Source organism: Dolichospermum sp. UHCC 0406, assembly GCF_009712025.1.
Taxonomy (GTDB): domain Bacteria; phylum Cyanobacteriota; class Cyanobacteriia; order Cyanobacteriales; family Nostocaceae; genus Dolichospermum; species Dolichospermum lemmermannii.
On the sequence record NZ_VILA01000032.1, the window covers coordinates 1 to 17,224 of the forward strand.

At 36.1% G+C, this 17,224-nt stretch carries 18 protein-coding genes; 13 read left to right on the plus strand and 5 right to left on the minus strand.

Translation table 11 applies throughout. The features are described from left to right. Positions 1–463: 463 nt before the first annotated feature. From FJR09_RS23170 to sufB, 4 genes are all read right to left on the minus strand, one after another. Positions 464–1,729 carry a cysteine desulfurase gene (locus FJR09_RS23170; protein WP_015080909.1) on the minus strand — a complete coding sequence of 422 codons (1,266 nt, stop codon included), beginning with the start codon at positions 1,727–1,729 and terminating at the stop codon, positions 464–466. 153 nt (positions 1,730–1,882) lie between these two features. Beyond that, complete coding sequence (gene sufD / locus FJR09_RS23175) at positions 1,883–3,199, minus strand: Fe-S cluster assembly protein SufD (RefSeq protein ID WP_015080910.1); 1,317 nt, start codon at positions 3,197–3,199, stop codon at positions 1,883–1,885. Next, positions 3,199–3,984: a Fe-S cluster assembly ATPase SufC gene (sufC, locus tag FJR09_RS23180; RefSeq protein ID WP_015080911.1), complete on the minus strand. Its 786-nt coding sequence runs from the start codon at positions 3,982–3,984 to the stop codon at positions 3,199–3,201. The genes sufD and sufC overlap by 1 nt, the downstream gene beginning before the upstream one ends. Before the next feature lie 51 nt (positions 3,985–4,035). Next, positions 4,036–5,475, minus strand: a complete 1,440-nt coding sequence (gene sufB, locus FJR09_RS23185; RefSeq protein WP_015080912.1) for a Fe-S cluster assembly protein SufB — start codon at positions 5,473–5,475, stop codon at positions 4,036–4,038. A gap of 239 nt (positions 5,476–5,714) precedes the next feature. On the opposite strand from sufB, the gene sufR reads away from it, so the two are divergent. The 13 genes from sufR to FJR09_RS23250 all read left to right on the plus strand — a co-directional run bounded on the left by sufR (position 5,715) and on the right by FJR09_RS23250 (position 16,558). Continuing rightward, positions 5,715–6,386, plus strand: a complete 672-nt coding sequence (sufR, locus tag FJR09_RS23190) for an iron-sulfur cluster biosynthesis transcriptional regulator SufR (RefSeq protein WP_053538250.1) — start codon at positions 5,715–5,717, stop codon at positions 6,384–6,386. Positions 6,387–6,553: 167 nt separating this feature from the next. Further along, positions 6,554–7,249 (plus strand): hypothetical protein, encoded by a 696-nt coding sequence (locus tag FJR09_RS23195; RefSeq protein ID WP_168651106.1) that lies wholly within the window; start codon positions 6,554–6,556, stop codon positions 7,247–7,249. A 46-nt stretch (positions 7,250–7,295) separates the two neighbouring features. Beyond that, complete coding sequence (locus tag FJR09_RS23200) at positions 7,296–7,763, plus strand: hypothetical protein (protein ID WP_168651105.1); 468 nt, start codon at positions 7,296–7,298, stop codon at positions 7,761–7,763. Between the two features lie 27 nt (positions 7,764–7,790). Continuing rightward, positions 7,791–10,499: a CHAT domain-containing protein gene (locus tag FJR09_RS23205; RefSeq protein WP_015080916.1), complete on the plus strand. Its 2,709-nt coding sequence runs from the start codon at positions 7,791–7,793 to the stop codon at positions 10,497–10,499. Positions 10,500–10,615: 116 nt separating this feature from the next. Next, on the plus strand, positions 10,616–11,263 hold the full coding sequence (locus FJR09_RS23210) for a Uma2 family endonuclease (protein WP_015080917.1): 648 nt from the start codon (positions 10,616–10,618) through the stop codon (positions 11,261–11,263). Between the two features lie 15 nt (positions 11,264–11,278). Then, positions 11,279–11,560 (plus strand): hypothetical protein, encoded by a 282-nt coding sequence (locus FJR09_RS23215; protein WP_015080918.1) that lies wholly within the window; start codon positions 11,279–11,281, stop codon positions 11,558–11,560. Continuing rightward, a complete protein-coding gene (locus FJR09_RS23220) occupies positions 11,545–11,943 on the plus strand; it encodes a type II toxin-antitoxin system PemK/MazF family toxin (RefSeq protein ID WP_015080919.1) in 399 nt (132 codons plus the stop codon). The genes FJR09_RS23215 and FJR09_RS23220 overlap by 16 nt, the downstream gene beginning before the upstream one ends. 148 nt (positions 11,944–12,091) lie before the next feature. Continuing rightward, positions 12,092–12,304, plus strand: coding sequence for a type II toxin-antitoxin system HicB family antitoxin (locus FJR09_RS23225; RefSeq protein WP_028082499.1), 213 nt, complete (start codon positions 12,092–12,094; stop codon positions 12,302–12,304). Then, positions 12,301–12,528 (plus strand): type II toxin-antitoxin system HicA family toxin, encoded by a 228-nt coding sequence (locus tag FJR09_RS23230; protein ID WP_015080921.1) that lies wholly within the window; start codon positions 12,301–12,303, stop codon positions 12,526–12,528. The genes FJR09_RS23225 and FJR09_RS23230 overlap by 4 nt, the downstream gene beginning before the upstream one ends. Before the next feature lie 71 nt (positions 12,529–12,599). Continuing rightward, positions 12,600–13,247 (plus strand): Uma2 family endonuclease, encoded by a 648-nt coding sequence (locus FJR09_RS23235; protein ID WP_168651104.1) that lies wholly within the window; start codon positions 12,600–12,602, stop codon positions 13,245–13,247. A gap of 563 nt (positions 13,248–13,810) precedes the next feature. Further along, positions 13,811–14,071, plus strand: coding sequence for a hypothetical protein (locus FJR09_RS23240; protein WP_053538242.1), 261 nt, complete (start codon positions 13,811–13,813; stop codon positions 14,069–14,071). Positions 14,072–14,314: 243 nt separating this feature from the next. Then, positions 14,315–16,003: a SulP family inorganic anion transporter gene (locus FJR09_RS23245; RefSeq protein ID WP_168632146.1), complete on the plus strand. Its 1,689-nt coding sequence runs from the start codon at positions 14,315–14,317 to the stop codon at positions 16,001–16,003. Between the two features lie 6 nt (positions 16,004–16,009). After that, the gene (locus tag FJR09_RS23250) at positions 16,010–16,558 is read left to right on the plus strand and encodes a carbonic anhydrase (protein WP_168651102.1); all 549 of its coding nucleotides are present in this window, start codon (positions 16,010–16,012) and stop codon (positions 16,556–16,558) included. An 8-nt stretch (positions 16,559–16,566) separates the two neighbouring features. Here the strand turns inward: FJR09_RS23250 and FJR09_RS23255 are convergent, their stop codons facing one another. Beyond that, positions 16,567–17,202 carry a hypothetical protein gene (locus FJR09_RS23255; protein WP_015080926.1) on the minus strand — a complete coding sequence of 212 codons (636 nt, stop codon included), beginning with the start codon at positions 17,200–17,202 and terminating at the stop codon, positions 16,567–16,569. Positions 17,203–17,224 lie beyond the last annotated feature (22 nt).

The following is a 17,224-nucleotide window of genomic DNA, read 5'->3' on the forward strand; positions in this document are numbered from 1 at the left end:
AACTGAGTTTCTCAAATATATACTTAGAAGATTTCCTTTTTTCATCTTTGCTATTTATGTATCAAATAAACTTCCTTTTTTTCGCTTTTTATGAATATTTTTTTTCGCTTGTGAGAAATCCGGGAAGAAGCTTTAGGCGATTTTACTTTTCTTTACACAGATTGGTTTTATTGTGTTCACTTACTTAATCAATCTGAAATTGGGTGTAAATAGTGTCCATATTGTTAAAACGAGTTGTGTAGGATTAGTGGGCATTACAAATATGAACACTTTGTTAAAAATTATTACAGCATTAATAGGGTAGATCAAAATTAGATCAATTATTTTAGATGTAGTCAAAACCATTACTAACACTGGGTTTTAGATAAATAAATTCTGCCTTGTAATCGGAAGGTCGTAGGTTCAAATCCAACTGCTGGCCTTTATTATTAATTAAAAAAGGTGGGAAATACCCACCCTACATTTACTCAGCAAACACTCCAGCAAAAAAGTCCAAAGTCTCCTTCAAAGCTTTGATGAAAACATCAATTTCCTCACGGGTATTGTAAAAAGATAAACTGGCCCGTGCAGTTCCTGCTAAACCTAGATGACGGTGTAATGGTTGAGTACAATGATGTCCAGAACGAATTGCCACACCTTCTTGATCTAACAAAGTTGCTAAATCATTAGCGTGAACACCTTCTGCCGTAAAAGCTGCTAATGCGGCTCTCCCTTCCCCTTCAGCATTGGGTTTCGGTCCGTGGATTCTAATTTGGGGTATTTGCCCTAATTGCGCGAATAAATAAGCCGTTAATTCCGCTTCATAAGCATGGATTTTATCCATACCAATATTAGTAAGATAATCTATCGCTGCACCAAGGGCGATCGCTTCCCCAATAGCCGGAGTACCAGCTTCAAATTTATGGGGTAATTCTGCATAGGTGGAATGGTCTAAAAATACCTCTGCAATCATCTCACCACCACCGAAAAATGGCGGCATTGCTTCTAGTAATTCCAACTTACCATACAAAAAGCCAATGCCAGTGGGAGCGCACATCTTATGTCCAGAAGCTACCAACCAATCACAGTCTAGTTCTTGAACATCAATAGGAGTATGGGGGACACTTTGACAAGCATCAAGTAAGAACTTCGCACCGTATTTATGAGCAATTTCGGCTATTTCTTTAGCTGGATTTATGCAACCCAAAGTATTAGAAATATGCAGAATAGACACCAGTTTTGTTTTTTCAGAAATCAGGTTTTTAAACTGCTCTAAATCAAAAGTTTCTTCGGTCGTCAACTCCACAAACTTCAATATTGCACCCGTTTTTTGAGCGACAAATTGCCAGGGAACGATATTACTATGGTGTTCCATGACCGAGAGAATAATTTCATCTCCTGGCTGTAAATTGTTCATTCCCCAACTGTAAGCGACTAGGTTAATAGCCTCAGTTGCGTTGCGGGTGTACACAATTTCTTGGCGTGATTTGGCATTAATAAATTTAGCGATTTTATCACGCGCACCCTCATAAGCATCAGTAGCTTTTCCGCTGAGAAAATGTGCGCCACGATGGACATTTGAATTATATTGTTCGTAATAATCACGCCAAGCATTTAATACGAATAAAGGCTTTTGAGAAGTAGCTGCATTATCGAGATAAACCAGGGGTTTACCGTGGACTTCCTGATGTAAAATGGGGAAGTCAGAACGAACTTTATCAGCGAGAGATTTGGTAGAAGTGATGACCATTTTTAATAAAGAGTTCAGGAGAATTTTAAACCGCCAAGGAATAAATTCCCTGGCTAATAGCAGAAGTCGGTTAAAACCGACTATTAATTATTCAGAAATTTAGTTCGTTTTAATGAACTTAAGCTATTAGCCTTGTACTAAAGTGCAAGGCATTTATTTATTCGTGAGACTGGTAACAGTTTTCAACAAACTCTCACGCAAAGAAGCAACAGGAATAAAGTTAATAACTTCCATTGCGAAACCATTAACTAATAATTTTCGAGCATTATTTTCATCAATGCCGCGACTTTCCAGGTAGAATATTTGATCATCTTCCAACTGACTGACCGTAGCACCATGAGCGCATTTAACATTATCAGCAGTGATTTCCAATTGAGGTTTGGTGTCAATTCTGGACTTAGATGATAATAGCAAATTGCGATTTAATTGAGATGCGTTAGTTAATTGCGCCAGTTTAGGAACAAATATTTTACCATTGAAGACACCATGAGCGCGATCGCCTATAATGCACTTATGTAACTGTTTACTCACACCATGAGGATGATTTAAAGACAAAGCACTGTGAGTATCAGCCACCTGATTATCAGCAATCACAGTTAAACCATTCAGCGTCGTTTCCGTTTGTTCACCAGTTTGCAAAATCTCCAAATTGTGACGAGAGATTTTCCCCCCAACCGTCACAGCATTACAACTATAACGACTATATCGCGCCTGAGTAACAGCAGTTTTCCCAACATGAAAAGCCGCAGCACCTTCTCGCGCAATTCTATTATGACTCACCTGAGCATTTTCATTTACCCAAATTTCCGTAACACTATTAGTGAAGTAAACACCCTCATTTTGTGAAGATGCAATATACTCTTCAATTAAAGTTACTTGAGAGTTACTTTCAGCTACTACTAAAACGCGAGGTTGGGAAATAGTCGCAGACTCACCAGAAACAGAAATAAATAATAGATGAATTGGTGTTTCCAGCACCACATTTTTACCAACCCATACCACAGCGACATCATTTAAAGCCGCAGTATTTAAAGCCGTAAAAACTTCCTTCGCACCTTCCGCTTGAGCTAAATATTCCCCTACAATCTCACTGGATAAAACATTCAAATTACCAACAATTAACCCAGCAGGTAAATTTTCAGTATTAGATAAATCAGGTGAGTAAACACCATTAACAAACACTAACCGCTGAGAAACTTCAGGTAAAATATCAGATCCTAAAGATGTTTTCTGAAACATCCCTAACTTAAAATCTACCTGTTTCAAAGATGATAAATCAGTAAACCGCCATTCTTCCTCGCGGGTATTGGGAATAACAGAATGACGAACCCATTTAGCAGCACCGTCACGAAGTTGTTTTAAGCAATCATCCTTTTCCGATACAGTTACCTGATTTAACAAACCAGTTAAAAAAGGATCTCTATCTAATAGAGAATTAGGAATAGAAGTAAGAGAAACTGGAATAGACATTACACACCCACTCCCAAAGCTTCTTCGAGAACCCAATCATAACCACGAGATTCTAACTCTAACGCCAACTCCTTACCACCACTTCTGATAATTTGTCCTTGTGCCATAACGTGAACAAAATCAGGAACAATATAATCGAGAAGACGCTGATAGTGAGTAATCATAATTGTGGCATTTTCAGCATTGGTTAACTGATTAACTCCATTAGCAACAATTTTCAAAGCATCAATATCCAAACCAGAATCAGTTTCATCTAAAATCGCCAACTTTGGTTCTAAAATCGCCATTTGCAGAATTTCATTCCGCTTCTTTTCCCCACCAGAAAAACCCTCATTCACACTGCGATTCAGAAAAGAAGAATTCATCTTCACAATTTCTAACTTTTCCTCAACCAAATCATCAAAATCGAAAGCGTCAACCTCTTCCAAACCTTGAGATTTGCGACGAGAATTATAAGCCACCCGCAGAAAATCCAAATTACTCACACCAGGAATTTCCAGAGGATATTGAAAAGCTAAAAACACACCACCCCTAGCTCTTTCCGCAGCTTCCATTTCCAAAAGATTTTGTCCTTGAAAAACCACCTCACCACCAGTCACAGTATAAGCTGGATGTCCCGCCAAAACCTTAGAAAACGTACTCTTCCCAGAACCATTCGGACCCATAATCGCGTGAACTTCCCCAGCGCGAACCTGCAAATTCAACCCCTTTAAAATCGGAGTTCCATCAACATCAGCCGTCAAATCCTTAACCGACAAAATCAAATCACTATTCTCAACAATCATCTTCTCTTCCTCTCTTTCTCTGCGTACTCTGTGCCTCTGTGGTTCGTTTTCTTAACCCACACTACCCTCTAGTTTCAGACTCAACAACTTATCAGCCTCAACAGCAAACTCCATAGGAAGCTGATTAAAAACATCCTTACAGAAACCGCTAATCATCATCGAAATAGCATCTTCCGAAGAAATACCCCGTTGAGCAAAAAAGAACAATTGATCTTCACCAATTTTAGAAGTAGAAGCCTCATGTTCCACCTTTCCCGTATTATTCTGAACTTGAATATAAGGAAAAGTATTAGCTTGAGCATTATCCCCAATTAACATCGAATCACATTGAGAATAATTTCTTGCACCTTTCGCAGTGGGATTAATCTTCACCAAACCCCGGTAACTATTACTAGATTTACCAGCAGAAATTCCTTTAGAAATAATAGTGCTGCGGGTGTTTTTCCCAACGTGAATCATCTTACTTCCAGTATCAGCTTGCTGCATATTATTTGTTAATGCAACCGAGTAAAATTCACCCACAGAATTATCACCAATCAAAACACAACTGGGATACTTCCAAGTAATCGCAGAACCTGTTTCTACTTGAGTCCAAGAAATCTTAGAATTGACACCTTGACACAAACCACGTTTAGTTACAAAGTTGTAAATTCCGCCTTTACCATTGACATCACCAGCGTACCAGTTCTGCACAGTAGAATATTTAATTTCCGCATTATCTAAAGCTACCAATTCAACAACCGCCGCGTGTAATTGGTTGCTGTCGTACATTGGCGCTGTACAACCTTCTAAATAAGAAACATAACTTCCTGCTTCGGCGACAATTAAAGTCCGTTCAAATTGTCCTGTATCTCCGGTATTAATGCGGAAATAGGTAGACAATTCCATTGGACATTTTAAGCCTTTGGGAATATAAACGAAAGAACCATCACTAAACACAGCCGCATTCAAAGCTGCGAAATAATTATCAGCAATGGGAACAACGCTACCCAAATATTTTTTAATTAATTCTGGGTGTTCTTGTAAAGCTTCCGAAAAAGAACAGAAAATTACGCCATCTTTGGCAAGTTTTTCTTTATATGTAGTCGCAACAGAAACACTATCAAAAATCGCATCAACAGCAACGTTACTTAATCGCTTTTGTTCATTTAAAGGAATACCTAATTTTGCAAAGGTTTCCAATAAAGTCGGATCAACTTCGTCTAAACTGTTGAGTTTAGCTTTCTTTTGTTTCGGTGCGGAATAATAAATAATATCCTGATAATTAATAGGCGGATATTGGACATGAGACCAAGTTGGTTCTGTCATTTTCAGCCATTGATGATATGCTCGGAGACGATATTCCAGCATAAATTCCGGCTCATTCTTTTTGGCGGAAATTAGGCGGACAACATCTTCGCTTAACCCACGAGGAATAGTATCGGCTTCAATATCGGTAACAAAGCCGTACTTGTAAGGTTGGTTGACTAAGGTGGTGACGGATGCGCTCATCGGTTCTCTTCTGTTCTCTTTAAAGGACGGGCGACGGGCCGCAAAAAAGCTAATTCCCGTTTTCTGTTACCAATTCCTAACAGGACTGCTAGAATAGGTTTAACGACTAAAACAATTCGGCTGTTGTTTAATCTATTTTCATTGTACGATAGATTAACAACAACAATGTTGTTTAAGTTAAATTTTCAGAAAAAAAAGTTTTTTATTTTGGGACGTTTGCGAAGCGTCTAGTAGAGAAGATGGCGACTACCCAGCAGACCTCAACTAAGCAGGATATCCTAGAGTATCTATTGAAACACTCACAAGCAACGGCTGTTGAGTTGGCGAACTTTTTGGATGTGAGTCCCCAAGCGATTCGTCGTCATTTAAAGGATTTAGAGATGGAGGAGTTAGTTCTATATTCGGTATCAGAACAACCGAGTATGGGCAGACCCCAGCACGTTTATCATTTGAGTCGGGTGGGAAGATCACATTTGCAAAAAAGTGCTAACCGCTTAGGTGATGGTTATGGCGAGTTTGCGGTTTCTCTCTTGGACACTTTAGCGGAAACTGTGGGACGTGACCAAGTAAAATCTATTTTACGAAAACAGTGGGAACGCAAAGCTCAAGAATATCATGAACGGGTGGGTAATGGTTCTTTGCAGGAACGGGTCGCAAATTTGATAGAATTGCGAAAGGCTGAAGGTTTTATGGCGGAGTTTCACGCTGTGGAATCAGATGCTAGTGGTGCGGAAAGATTTATTTTTGTGGAACATACCTGCGCTATTTCTGATGTTGCGGAATCTTTTCCCAGCGTTTGTGGTCATGAATTGGAAATGTTTGCGGCTATTCTTCCAGATTGTACTGTGGAACGGACTCACTGGTTGATTCATGGTGAACATCGTTGTGGTTATTTGGTGGAAAAAAGTTAGGTGGGGGTTAATTGTGTGCTTCTATACCCACCCGGAAATCAATTTCCGGGCTAATAGTTTAAGTACGTTAAAACGTACTCTGGTTAACTAAATAAATTGTTACTTTACAAAACCATTAAAAATATATAAACTAAATAAAAAATTTTATTATTTTTCAGGTATATATTTTGCATCCACAACAGATTAAGGAAAAACTAAAATCATTAATTAAGGAAGCATCAACTATAGATCGCAGTTTAGCAATTAGGTTAAACCAGATTAACAACTGGATTAAAGATGTGAAACCTGGTACACTGATGTCTAAACGTTTTGTTATTTTGTTTCTTCTGGAAATTATCGGAGATGCAGATGCTTGGATCAAATTTCAATCTTTAGCTTCTGAGGTAGAAAAACAATCTGCTTTGGATGCACTACCACCGACGCTGAAGTATTGGTATGGTGATCTATTTCCCAGGTGGTTGAGTAAAGAAGACAACAGATTTTATATCTGGAGAAAAGAGCTAATGGCGGGAAATTTTACTCAGGAAGATGCACTGCTAATAGACTCTATCTCTAGAATTATTAAGCAAGATGGTGGTACAATTGTCAAAAGATATATTGCTGATTTGTCAATGGCGACTGATATAATTGTTAGTGGTAGTCAGAATCAACCGCTTTGTGTACAAATTACTAGCCTAGCCGAAGAATTTTTGTTAGATAAAGTTACTGATTGGAAAGATAGACTAATTTTCTGGGAAATAGAAAGAGGTTTATTTTTAAGTTATAACCCTAAAAATCAGTATTTTGTTAATCAGATAGTGAATACATCATTAGATAATAGTGATCATCTAAATTCAGGTAGTTATCAGCAATTGATTTTATAGTTTTATATTTTTGAAATTGATATATTTTTACCAGAGGTAATTAATTATGGTAGCCGAAAAATTATCTGACCGTCAACAAAGATTAGCAAGTTTCTTAGAATCTGTAAAAGCTGCACAGCAATTACAAGATGATATTATGAAATATGGGTTGGAAGCGGCTGATTTATATTTTGAAGATATAGATGGTGATTGGTTAGAAACTTGGGGGGATGATGACGATGAACCCGGTTATATTGAGAAACTTACTACTTTCTTAGAAAGTAATGATGTGGTTGCAGTAAAGGTAAAGGAACGTTTACAGGATAAGTCTATTGATGAAATTATTGGTGGTTTAGAATATTGTTTGAGTCAATTAACGGATAAAGATCGGATTTTTGCTGCTAAGGATTTTTTAGTTGGTGATGTTGTGGTTTCTGGAAGTTGTCGCGCTTCTGGTAATAGTTCTATTAATGAGGTTGAGTTGTTGGAGTTAGCGGAAGATTTGATGGAGAAGTTGACAGAGATTTTGGGATAATTTTTATTTAATCAAGGTGCAATAAATATGGCTAAGGGATTTGGAAAGAAGCAAAAAAAAGGTAAATTAAAACGCAGAGATTATTTAGAATTTCTGCATAAAATATTATGGACAATTCGAGAGAATAAGGCTGATACAACAATAAAAATTCTAGAAGATAATGTAGATAAACTAGATAAAAATTTTATATCTATTTTCAGAGATTGGGCAACTGAAACTCTGTCACAGTTAGAACCAGATAAAGCTTATAAAAGAGCTTTAAGTATTGCTAATTTAAGTAAAAATATTAGACACTTGAGAGATGGAAACCAATCTAATAATTTAAATCTTGCGATTCTTTGTTGCGAAGTAATTGAAATTGTTTTTAATAGTCATATAGATCGAGAAGATTGGGCTATAAATAATTTGAATTTAGCTAGTCTTTACATGGATAAATTTGATAGCATTTCTTTTTCTGAACAGCAAGAAAATATAGAAATTGCTATTCATTATTGTAAATTCGCATCAGAAATATTTAATTCAAAAAAATACAAATACGGATTAAACTGGGCTTTTACTCAAGCTATTCTAGGCAGAGCTTATTCTGAAATATTAACTCAGAATATCACTGAAAAAACAGAATACTTAGAATTAGCAATTGCAGCTTATAATAATGATGTTTTAGATATATTTAAACAAAACCAATGTTTTGAAGAATGGGCAAAATGTCAAATGAATTTAGGTATTATATATGATGAAAGAAACAGAATTAAGGGAGAAAAAAATCCAGAAAATTACAATTTAGCATTAACAGCTTATCAAGAAGCATTAAAAGTATATAATCCTAAAAATCTTCCTATTGAATATGCTCAAGTTCAGTATAATCTAGCCATTACTTATGAAATTTTAGGAAAAATTGATGCTGCAATCAACTGTTATAAAATATCTTTCGATATTTTTAAATCTCAAGGATTACCTAGTAAATTAAAAGATGTAGCTGATAAACTTGGATATTTAGCTTTTCAATATCAATTTTGGGAAACGGCTATTGAGGCTTACAAATATGCGATTGAAGCAGTTGAAAAAATTAGAACTTGGTCAAACTCTGAACAGAATAGGGAAGAATTTTTAGAAAAATATATTGAAATTTATCAAAACATAGTACAAGCCTACATCAATACAAACCAAATAGATAAAGCCTTTGAATATTGTCAACGCTCCCGTTCTCAACGTCTAGTAGACTTAATGGCAAGTTTCAACCTCTCCCAAGGTGAAAATATACCTCCAAAAGTCCAAGAATTATTACAAAAATACGAAGAATTAAAACAAAAAATTCACATAGAACGCCAAAATTATAAATCAGAAAATAACCGCCGTACAACCCGCGCTATTTGGCAGGTATACGATAAAAAAATAGAATTATTAGAAACTGCAAAACAAAAAATTTGGGAACAACTCAGAGGAGAAGATCCCATTTTAGCAGGTGAAATTCAAGTTAAACCTCTGAGATTATCAAAGATTCAGAAATTAATTGATCATCCCAAAACCGCTATTCTCAGTTTCTACACTACCAACTCTGATACCCATATTTTTATCATTACCCAAGACTCAATTTATCTCCATACCTGTATAGGTGAAGGATTAGAAAGATTACAAAACTGGATTAAACACCATTGGTCATCACCGTATCAAGAATATGTAGAAAAGAAGTTTAAAGACTGGGAATATAACATGGAATATTTTCTTTATGAACTTTCAGAGAGATTACAATTATCAAAAATAATCCATCAATATCTTCAAAACATAAAAGAATTAATTATAGAACCTCATTTGTTATTACATCAAATACCTTTTGCTGCTTTACCTACAGGAGAAAATAAAAAATATTTAGTAGATAGATTTTTAATTCGTTATACTCCCAGTTGTCAAATTTTAGATTTTTGTCATCAAAACCAAAAAAAGAAACGCCTAAATTTAGATGTTCAATATTTCCAATATGGTACAGTGGCAGATACCGTAGATAATGATCCTCTACCTTTTTCCAGATGGGAAGAGGAAGAAATTGCTAAAATGTATAATATTCCAGCAAACAAAAGATTAATAGGTAGTAGTCAAGCTACGGTTCAAAATTTCCGAAAATTAGCTGAAAATGTGCAAACTCTCCACTGCTGTCACCATGCTGTATCTTGTTTATATAATCCTTTAGAATCTCATTTAAACTTAGGCGGTGGTGATAGTATTACTTTAGGTCAATTAATGTCTCCTAGTTGGCGTTTCCCTAATCTTGTAGATGTGTTTCTTTCTTGTTGTGAAACTAATTTAGGTCAACCCAATATAACTGATAATTTATTGACACTTTCTACTGGTTTTTTATGTGCTGGTGCGACAAATATAATTAGTTCTTTGTGGATGGTTGATGATTTAGCAACTGCGTTATTGTCTATTTTTTACTATCAACAAAGACAAGAAGGTAAAAATTGTCCAGCAGCACTAAAAGAAGCACAAATTAAATTACGGGAGTTAAGAAAAGCAGACTTAGAAGAAATATCCCAAGCAGCAGAAAACCAGCGTCAACAAGCTAGAAATCAGAAAAAACAATATCCACAAGATTCAGAAGAATATTTGGAGTGCGATTTACAACATAAAAAATCTCTAAAAATACTAAATACAATTAATAACATCCAAAAATCAAAAGGAGAATTTCCCTTTGCACATCCCCGTTATTGGTCGGCTTTTATTGCTCAGGGATTACAATAATATCAAGTTAAAAATTGACAACTTTTGTTATCAACTCCTTTTTATCAATCATTTCCTCTAATTGAAATTGATGATAGTGATATAATAGAACAATTAAAACTGCGAGGTGAATTTCTATGGTAACTCTAGCACCTACTCACAGCGACACTCACACCAATAGCGTCATTCTCCATAATATTTCCTGGCAGACATTTGAACGAATTTTATTAGAAACAGGTGATGATCGCCATAACAGGTTTACTTATAATCAGGGAATCTTAGAAATTATGACTCCATTAATGCCCCATGAACATAATAAACGCTTATTAGAAAAGCTAATTGATACTTTAGTTGAAGAATTAAATCTCAATGTCAAAAGTACAGGTTCATTAACTTGTAAAAGAGAAGATTTAGCTAGAGGTGTAGAACCTGATTCTAGTTTCTATATTCAAAATGAACCAATCATGAGAAATAAAACAAGTTTAGATTTAACTCAAGATCCCCCACCTGATTTAGTAATAGAAGTTGATTATGCTAGTTCTTCTATTGATAAATTACCGATTTATTTAGCTTTAGGTGTTCCTGAAGTTTGGCGTTATGAAGAACCTGTGATGCAAATTTATAGTTTATCTGAGGATAAATATATTCCTTGCAATAGTTCACCAACCTTTGCGAATTTACCTTTAAATACAGAAGTTCCTCAGTTTTTAGCTTCTAGTTTACAAGTGGGTGAGGTGTCAATGATTAAGAATTTTCGGAGTTGGTTAAAAACACAAATTTCCTGATTAAATATAAAAAATATGAACAACCTATCAATTCCAGCGCAAACATTACAAGAAGCATGGGAAAAAGGTTTACTGCAAGGTTTAACCCAAGTTGCTATAAATATGTTACGAGAAGGTATTGATTTAGATTTTATCGTCAAACTAACTGGATTACCATTAGCCGTAGTTAAAAATTTACAAGCTGTTGATATAGATGATAATAAAATATTGGTCAAAGAATTTTTAGAAATGAGTGAATCATCATTAAATAAAGTTTGGCTTAATCCAGAGGAAGACGAAGCATGGAAGGATCTATAGAACATTTAATTAAAGGTGATGTGATATCTGTTCCTTTTCCTTTTTCTGATACATCTACCACAAAAAAACGACCAGCTTTAGTGATAGCAGAATCAGACAATAATAATATTATAATTTGTCCTATTACCAGTAAACCAGGACGAGATTATGAAATTAAATTAGAAGATGAAGATTTTAGAGTAGGTAAATTAAATTTAAGCCCTTGTTATATTCGCCCTAATATTATTGCAACGGTTGATAAAAGTAACGTAATTCGGTACATTGGAAAACTCAAAGATGATAAACTTCATCAAGTGATTAGTACAATTATTGAAATTATAGAAAAGCCATCATCACCACTACCAGCATCAAAAGCTTGGGAAAGAAGCAAAAAACCAAAATGATGAAATACCCAGATTCCAGACTTCTTTGATAAATTAACATGATTTACCAAAGATTAAATTGGGAAGTCGGGGATTTTTCGTTTATGTTACAATAAAAGTCGAATATTGCTAACTTTATTAGTAAACTATCGCCATGACAAATAAAACCATGAAAAACAAAGAATTTTATGTAGTAATTGAAAGAGATGAAGATGGTATGTATATTGGTGAAGTTCCTCAACTTAAAGCCTGTTATAGTCAAGGGGAAACTATTGATGAACTTATGAAAAATATTAAAGAAGTTATTGAAATGTGTTTAGAAGAACTAGAAGAGGAATCAATAACTGAATTTATTGGTGTGCAAAAAGTAGTATTATCATGACTAAATTACCAACAATTACAGGAGAAGAACTGATTGCTGCATTAGAAAAAGTAGGTTTTTATATAGTCAGACAAAAGGGAAGTCATGTCAGAATGAAACATGAAGATAATCGAGTTGTTTCTATTCCTTCTCATAGTGGTAAAACTATCGGAAAAGGTTTATTAGTAAAAATAATTCGAGATGCAGATTTGACTAAAGATGAACTGATAGAACTTTTAAATTAGTTCTTAGGGAGAATTTTCCATATTCCCTAAAGTGATATAATAGAATAATTAAAACTGCGAGGTGAATTTTTATGGTAACTCTAGCACCTACTCACAGCGACACTCACACCAATAGCGTCATTCTCCATCATATTTCTTGGCAGACATTTGAACGAATTTTATTAGAAACAGGTGATGATCGCTATAACAGATTTACTTATAATCAGGGAATCTTAGAAATTATGACTCCATTAATGCCCCATGAACATAATAACCGTTTGTTACAAAATCTAATTATTGTTTTAGTTGAAGAGTTAAATCTCAATGTCAAAAGCACTGGTTCATTAACTTGTAAAAGAGAAGATTTAGCTAGAGGTGTAGAACCTGATTCTAGTTTCTATATTCAAAATGAACCAATCATGAGAAATAAAACAAGTTTAGATTTAACTCAAGATCCCCCACCTGATTTAGTGATAGAAGTTGATTATGCTAGTTCTTCTATTGATAAATTACCGATTTATTTAGCTTTAGGTGTTCCTGAAGTTTGGCGTTATGATGAACCTGTGATGCAAATTTATAGTTTATCTGAGGATAAATATATTCCTTGCAATGGTTCACCAACCTTTGCGAATTTACCTTTAAATACAGAAGTTCCTCAGTTTTTAGCTTCTAGTTTACAAGTGGGTGAGGTGTCAATGATTAAGAATTTTCGGAGTTGGTTAAAAACACAAATTTCCTGATTAAATTAAGAAGTCGGAAATCTTGGTAAGTAGGTGAACACAATAAAACCAATCTATGTAAAGAAAAGTAAAATCCCCCAAACCCTCTTCACTCTTGCCTTTTGCCTCTTGCCTTGCCATAACGACGATTTTCAATGCTAACCTACTTATTATGTTTTTTAAGGTTGAGTTATACCCAACACGGCTTATTTGTTTGGCTGACAGACCCACCCTAAAATGAATTATGGCTTACGCCACGCTACGCTATCAGGGCTAATAGCTAAAGTTTACTAAAGTAAACTAAACAAGTTCAAAAATTTTCTAGTTCTTTTAGTCATCTTCAGATGACTTCTGCTATGAGACTGGGAATTCATTCCTAGTCGGGTTATGGGTTTTACGTTAAGTTGACACCATTAAGCATTGCTAAACCCCTACCAATCTAGGGTTTTCGTGATTTTACTTTCATTCCATGTCCCAATCGTTTTGAGTATACTTATTGCTCGGCTTTTATTGCTCAGGGGGTACAATAATATGATTTAATGGTAAAAAGGCAACTTCTCGATTAAACAGAATTTTGAATTTTTATGGATATCTCACCTAATCAATCATCAACCCAATTTTTATCTTCAGAAGAATCCGCTCAAGTTGACGCGGCTTTGTTATCTTCTCCTGAAAAGTTTTTAAGTAGATTGACAATTTCTTCTTTGCGGATTTTACAACATATTGCCAAGGAATATGATGTTTCTATTGAGGAATTGACGACAAAGCAAATTATTACCTGGTTTGAGATTGATGCCAAAATTAGAAGAGAGAAAGGGATTGAGGAAGCGTTTTTGAAGTGGTAAGTTGTGTCTTGCAGTAATCTTTTCACTGTTCAACGCCAATATAAAGTATTGGGGGTTGACAATTGATTTAAAATTTGCTATGATGGTTTCGATAAGGAAGAACTATCTTGTAATAAATACCATAAGAAATCGCGTGTTTGGTAGACAGCGATGTTTTAGAGAGCAAAATTAAACCTTACTAACAAGTAAATAACTATTACTGCGTGTATCAACTAATTCTGTATAAGAGTTGAAAATAATAATATGGCAATCTCTGATACCCTGCAAGAATCAAAACTTTCCCGTTTAGGTCGTTGGTTGAGTAGTTTCCGTGGCGATTTGACGGGAGGATTAACAGCAGCAGTAGTAGCATTACCTTTGGCTTTAGCTTTTGCTGTAGCCAGTGGAGTCGAACCAAAAGCGGGACTCTATACTGCTATTGTGGCGGGAATTGTGGCGGCCATTTTTGGCGGTTCTCCAGTCCAGATTACCGGACCAACGGGGGCAATGGCCGTGGTTTTGGTGGGAATTGTTGCTAAATACGGGATTGAGAAAGTTTGGATTGCTGGGGTCATGGCTGGTATAATCCAAATTGCTTTGGGTGTGGCCAAACTCGGACAGCTAGTGAAGTTTATTCCCTACCCAGTGACAGCAGGTTTTACTAATGGGATTGCTGTTATTATTTTTTGTGGTCAATTAAATAATTTCTTTGGTTTAAAACTACCCCGAAGTGAACATTTTTTGCCGGGAGTTTGGCAAAGTTTAACTCATGTAGAAGCTTTAAATTGGGCAGCAGTGGGACTGGCAATTGTGGTAATTGTCACTACAGTTTTGTGGCCGAAGATTAATAATACTATACCCGGTTCTTTAGTGGGGTTGGTGTTAGCGACGGGAATAGCTACTTATTTCCATCTGAATATTCCCACAATTGGGGCAATTCCCCAATCTTTACCCATGCCCCAAGGGATTCCCCATTGGAATGATTTTAGTGTCATTCGAGAACTAATTAATCCAGCTTTGGCTTTAGCCGCATTGGGAAGTATTGAATCTTTATTATCAGCGGTGGTGGCTGATGGGATGACGGTCAGTGAGAAACATAATAGCGATCGCGAATTAATTGGTCAAGGGTTAGCAAATATCATTGTCCCATTTTTTGCTGGTATTCCTGCCACGGGGGCAATTGCGCGAACTGCTGTTAATGTTCGTTCTGGTGGAAAAACCCGACTATCTGGAGTAATTCACGGCGCTGCATTAGCCATGATTGTGCTAACTTTAGCACCCCTAGCGGCACAGATTCCCCTAGCGGCATTAGCGGGAATCCTGATGGTAGTTAGTGTGCGAATGATTGAATGGGAAGCCATTGGTTTATTAATGCGGGCTACCTATTCTGACTTTGCGGTGATGATTCTGACTTGGTTGGTAACAATCTTGTTTGACTTAGTTCTCGCTGTCGAGGTAGGATTAATTGCTGCCGGCGCTTTGTTCATCAAACGCATGAGTGATTTGAGTTTAGTCAAGATTCCCGAAACCGAAGTATTCCCCCCCGGAACTTCGCTAGAATTAGGGAAAGAAATTGCTGTTTATCGAGTAGATGGTCCGGTATTTTTTGGGGCTGCGGAGAGATTTGCTACCTTTATTCGAGATGAACCAGAGGTAAAATACTTAATTCTGCGGTTGCGGTTTGTGCCAAATATGGATACCACTGGGTTAGTAGCGTTAGAGGATATTTACCACGACTTAGAACGCCATAATTGCCGTTTAATTCTCACAGGTTTACAACCGGAAGTTAAACAACTGCTAGAACGTTCAGGATTATTAGAAACTATTGGTTTATCAAATTGTTTTGAAACAACCACAGATGCTATTTGTTCTATTTCTCCCCAGATTGTCGGATGTTTGCAACCGGGCGCAACTGATTTAAAATCAAAAGAATTGCTGGAATTAAATGACTAATCAAATATGAATAAAAATATCAATCAGTGTCTTTGTTGTTCTAGTCGTCGTCATTTTCTGAGATCTTTCCTTCCGGGAGTAATAGCCTTTACTGTCCTGCAATCAGCGCAATCAGCTAAGGCCGAAGTTCATCAAACAAAAGCGTTAGTTCTCAGTTGTATTGACTTTCGGTTTTTAACAGCAGAACAGTCTTTTTTAAGGAATAAAAATTTAACTGATAAGTATGATTTAACAGCTTTAGCAGGTGCTTCATTAGCTTTAACAGGATTCCCCCACCCATCTGATGCTGAAGCATTTTGGGATCAGTTAGATATCTCCTACAAACTCCATCATATCAACAAAGTTATTATTATTGATCATCAAGATTGTGGGGCTTATGCAATGATGATTGATCCTAATTTAAGTAAAGATCCAGAACGAGAGTTGCAAGTACATACAGATTATTTAAATCAAGCGTATTCATCAATTCGCAGTCGCTATTCTGATATTGAAATTGAAATGTATTTTGCAACTCTCAATCAAGGGGAATTTACACAAATTTTACCGAAATTGTGATTTTTAAATCAAGAATTGTAATTATTAATTCGAGGAGTTCGCGCCCCTGCAACTGCTCCCAATAAAGAAGTAAGTAAACCTAATAAAGAACCAAAAACATAAAACCACAAAGTTCTCGAAGTTGCAGCAGCAACATCACGAGTTTGTTCAGCAGTTAAGATCGGTACATTTGGTGCTATAACATTTCCTTGTTGCTGTAGTTGATTAATAACTTGTGCTGTATTATAAGCCACTACACCAAAAGCCCCCCAGACTCCATTTGCTAAGAGAAAAGAGCTAAGTGCTAGAGTTGTTGCCCAGAGAATTGCCCCGTTGAGTATGGCTGTATCTCTGTGCATTGGTCCACAAGCACGAGTCGTTATCCAAGCACCGATAAATAGAGATAGTAATAAAGCAATTGTTGACCAAATTCCGACATTACTAATAATAGTAGGGGCAATTGTTCTTGGGTTTAAAGAATCAGCAATTCTCCCCGCACCAAGGGCGCTAAAAAATGAACTCAAGACTAATTGAGTTGCTAAAGCCACTAACACACCGGAAACTATTGGACCCCAGCGCACTCTGTCCCGATATTCAGTTACTCTACCAGCTAACAAAGACTCGGAAGAATTAATTTCCTCGCCTACCCGATTTATGTATGCCATAGCTATTTTTCTCTCTTGCTAT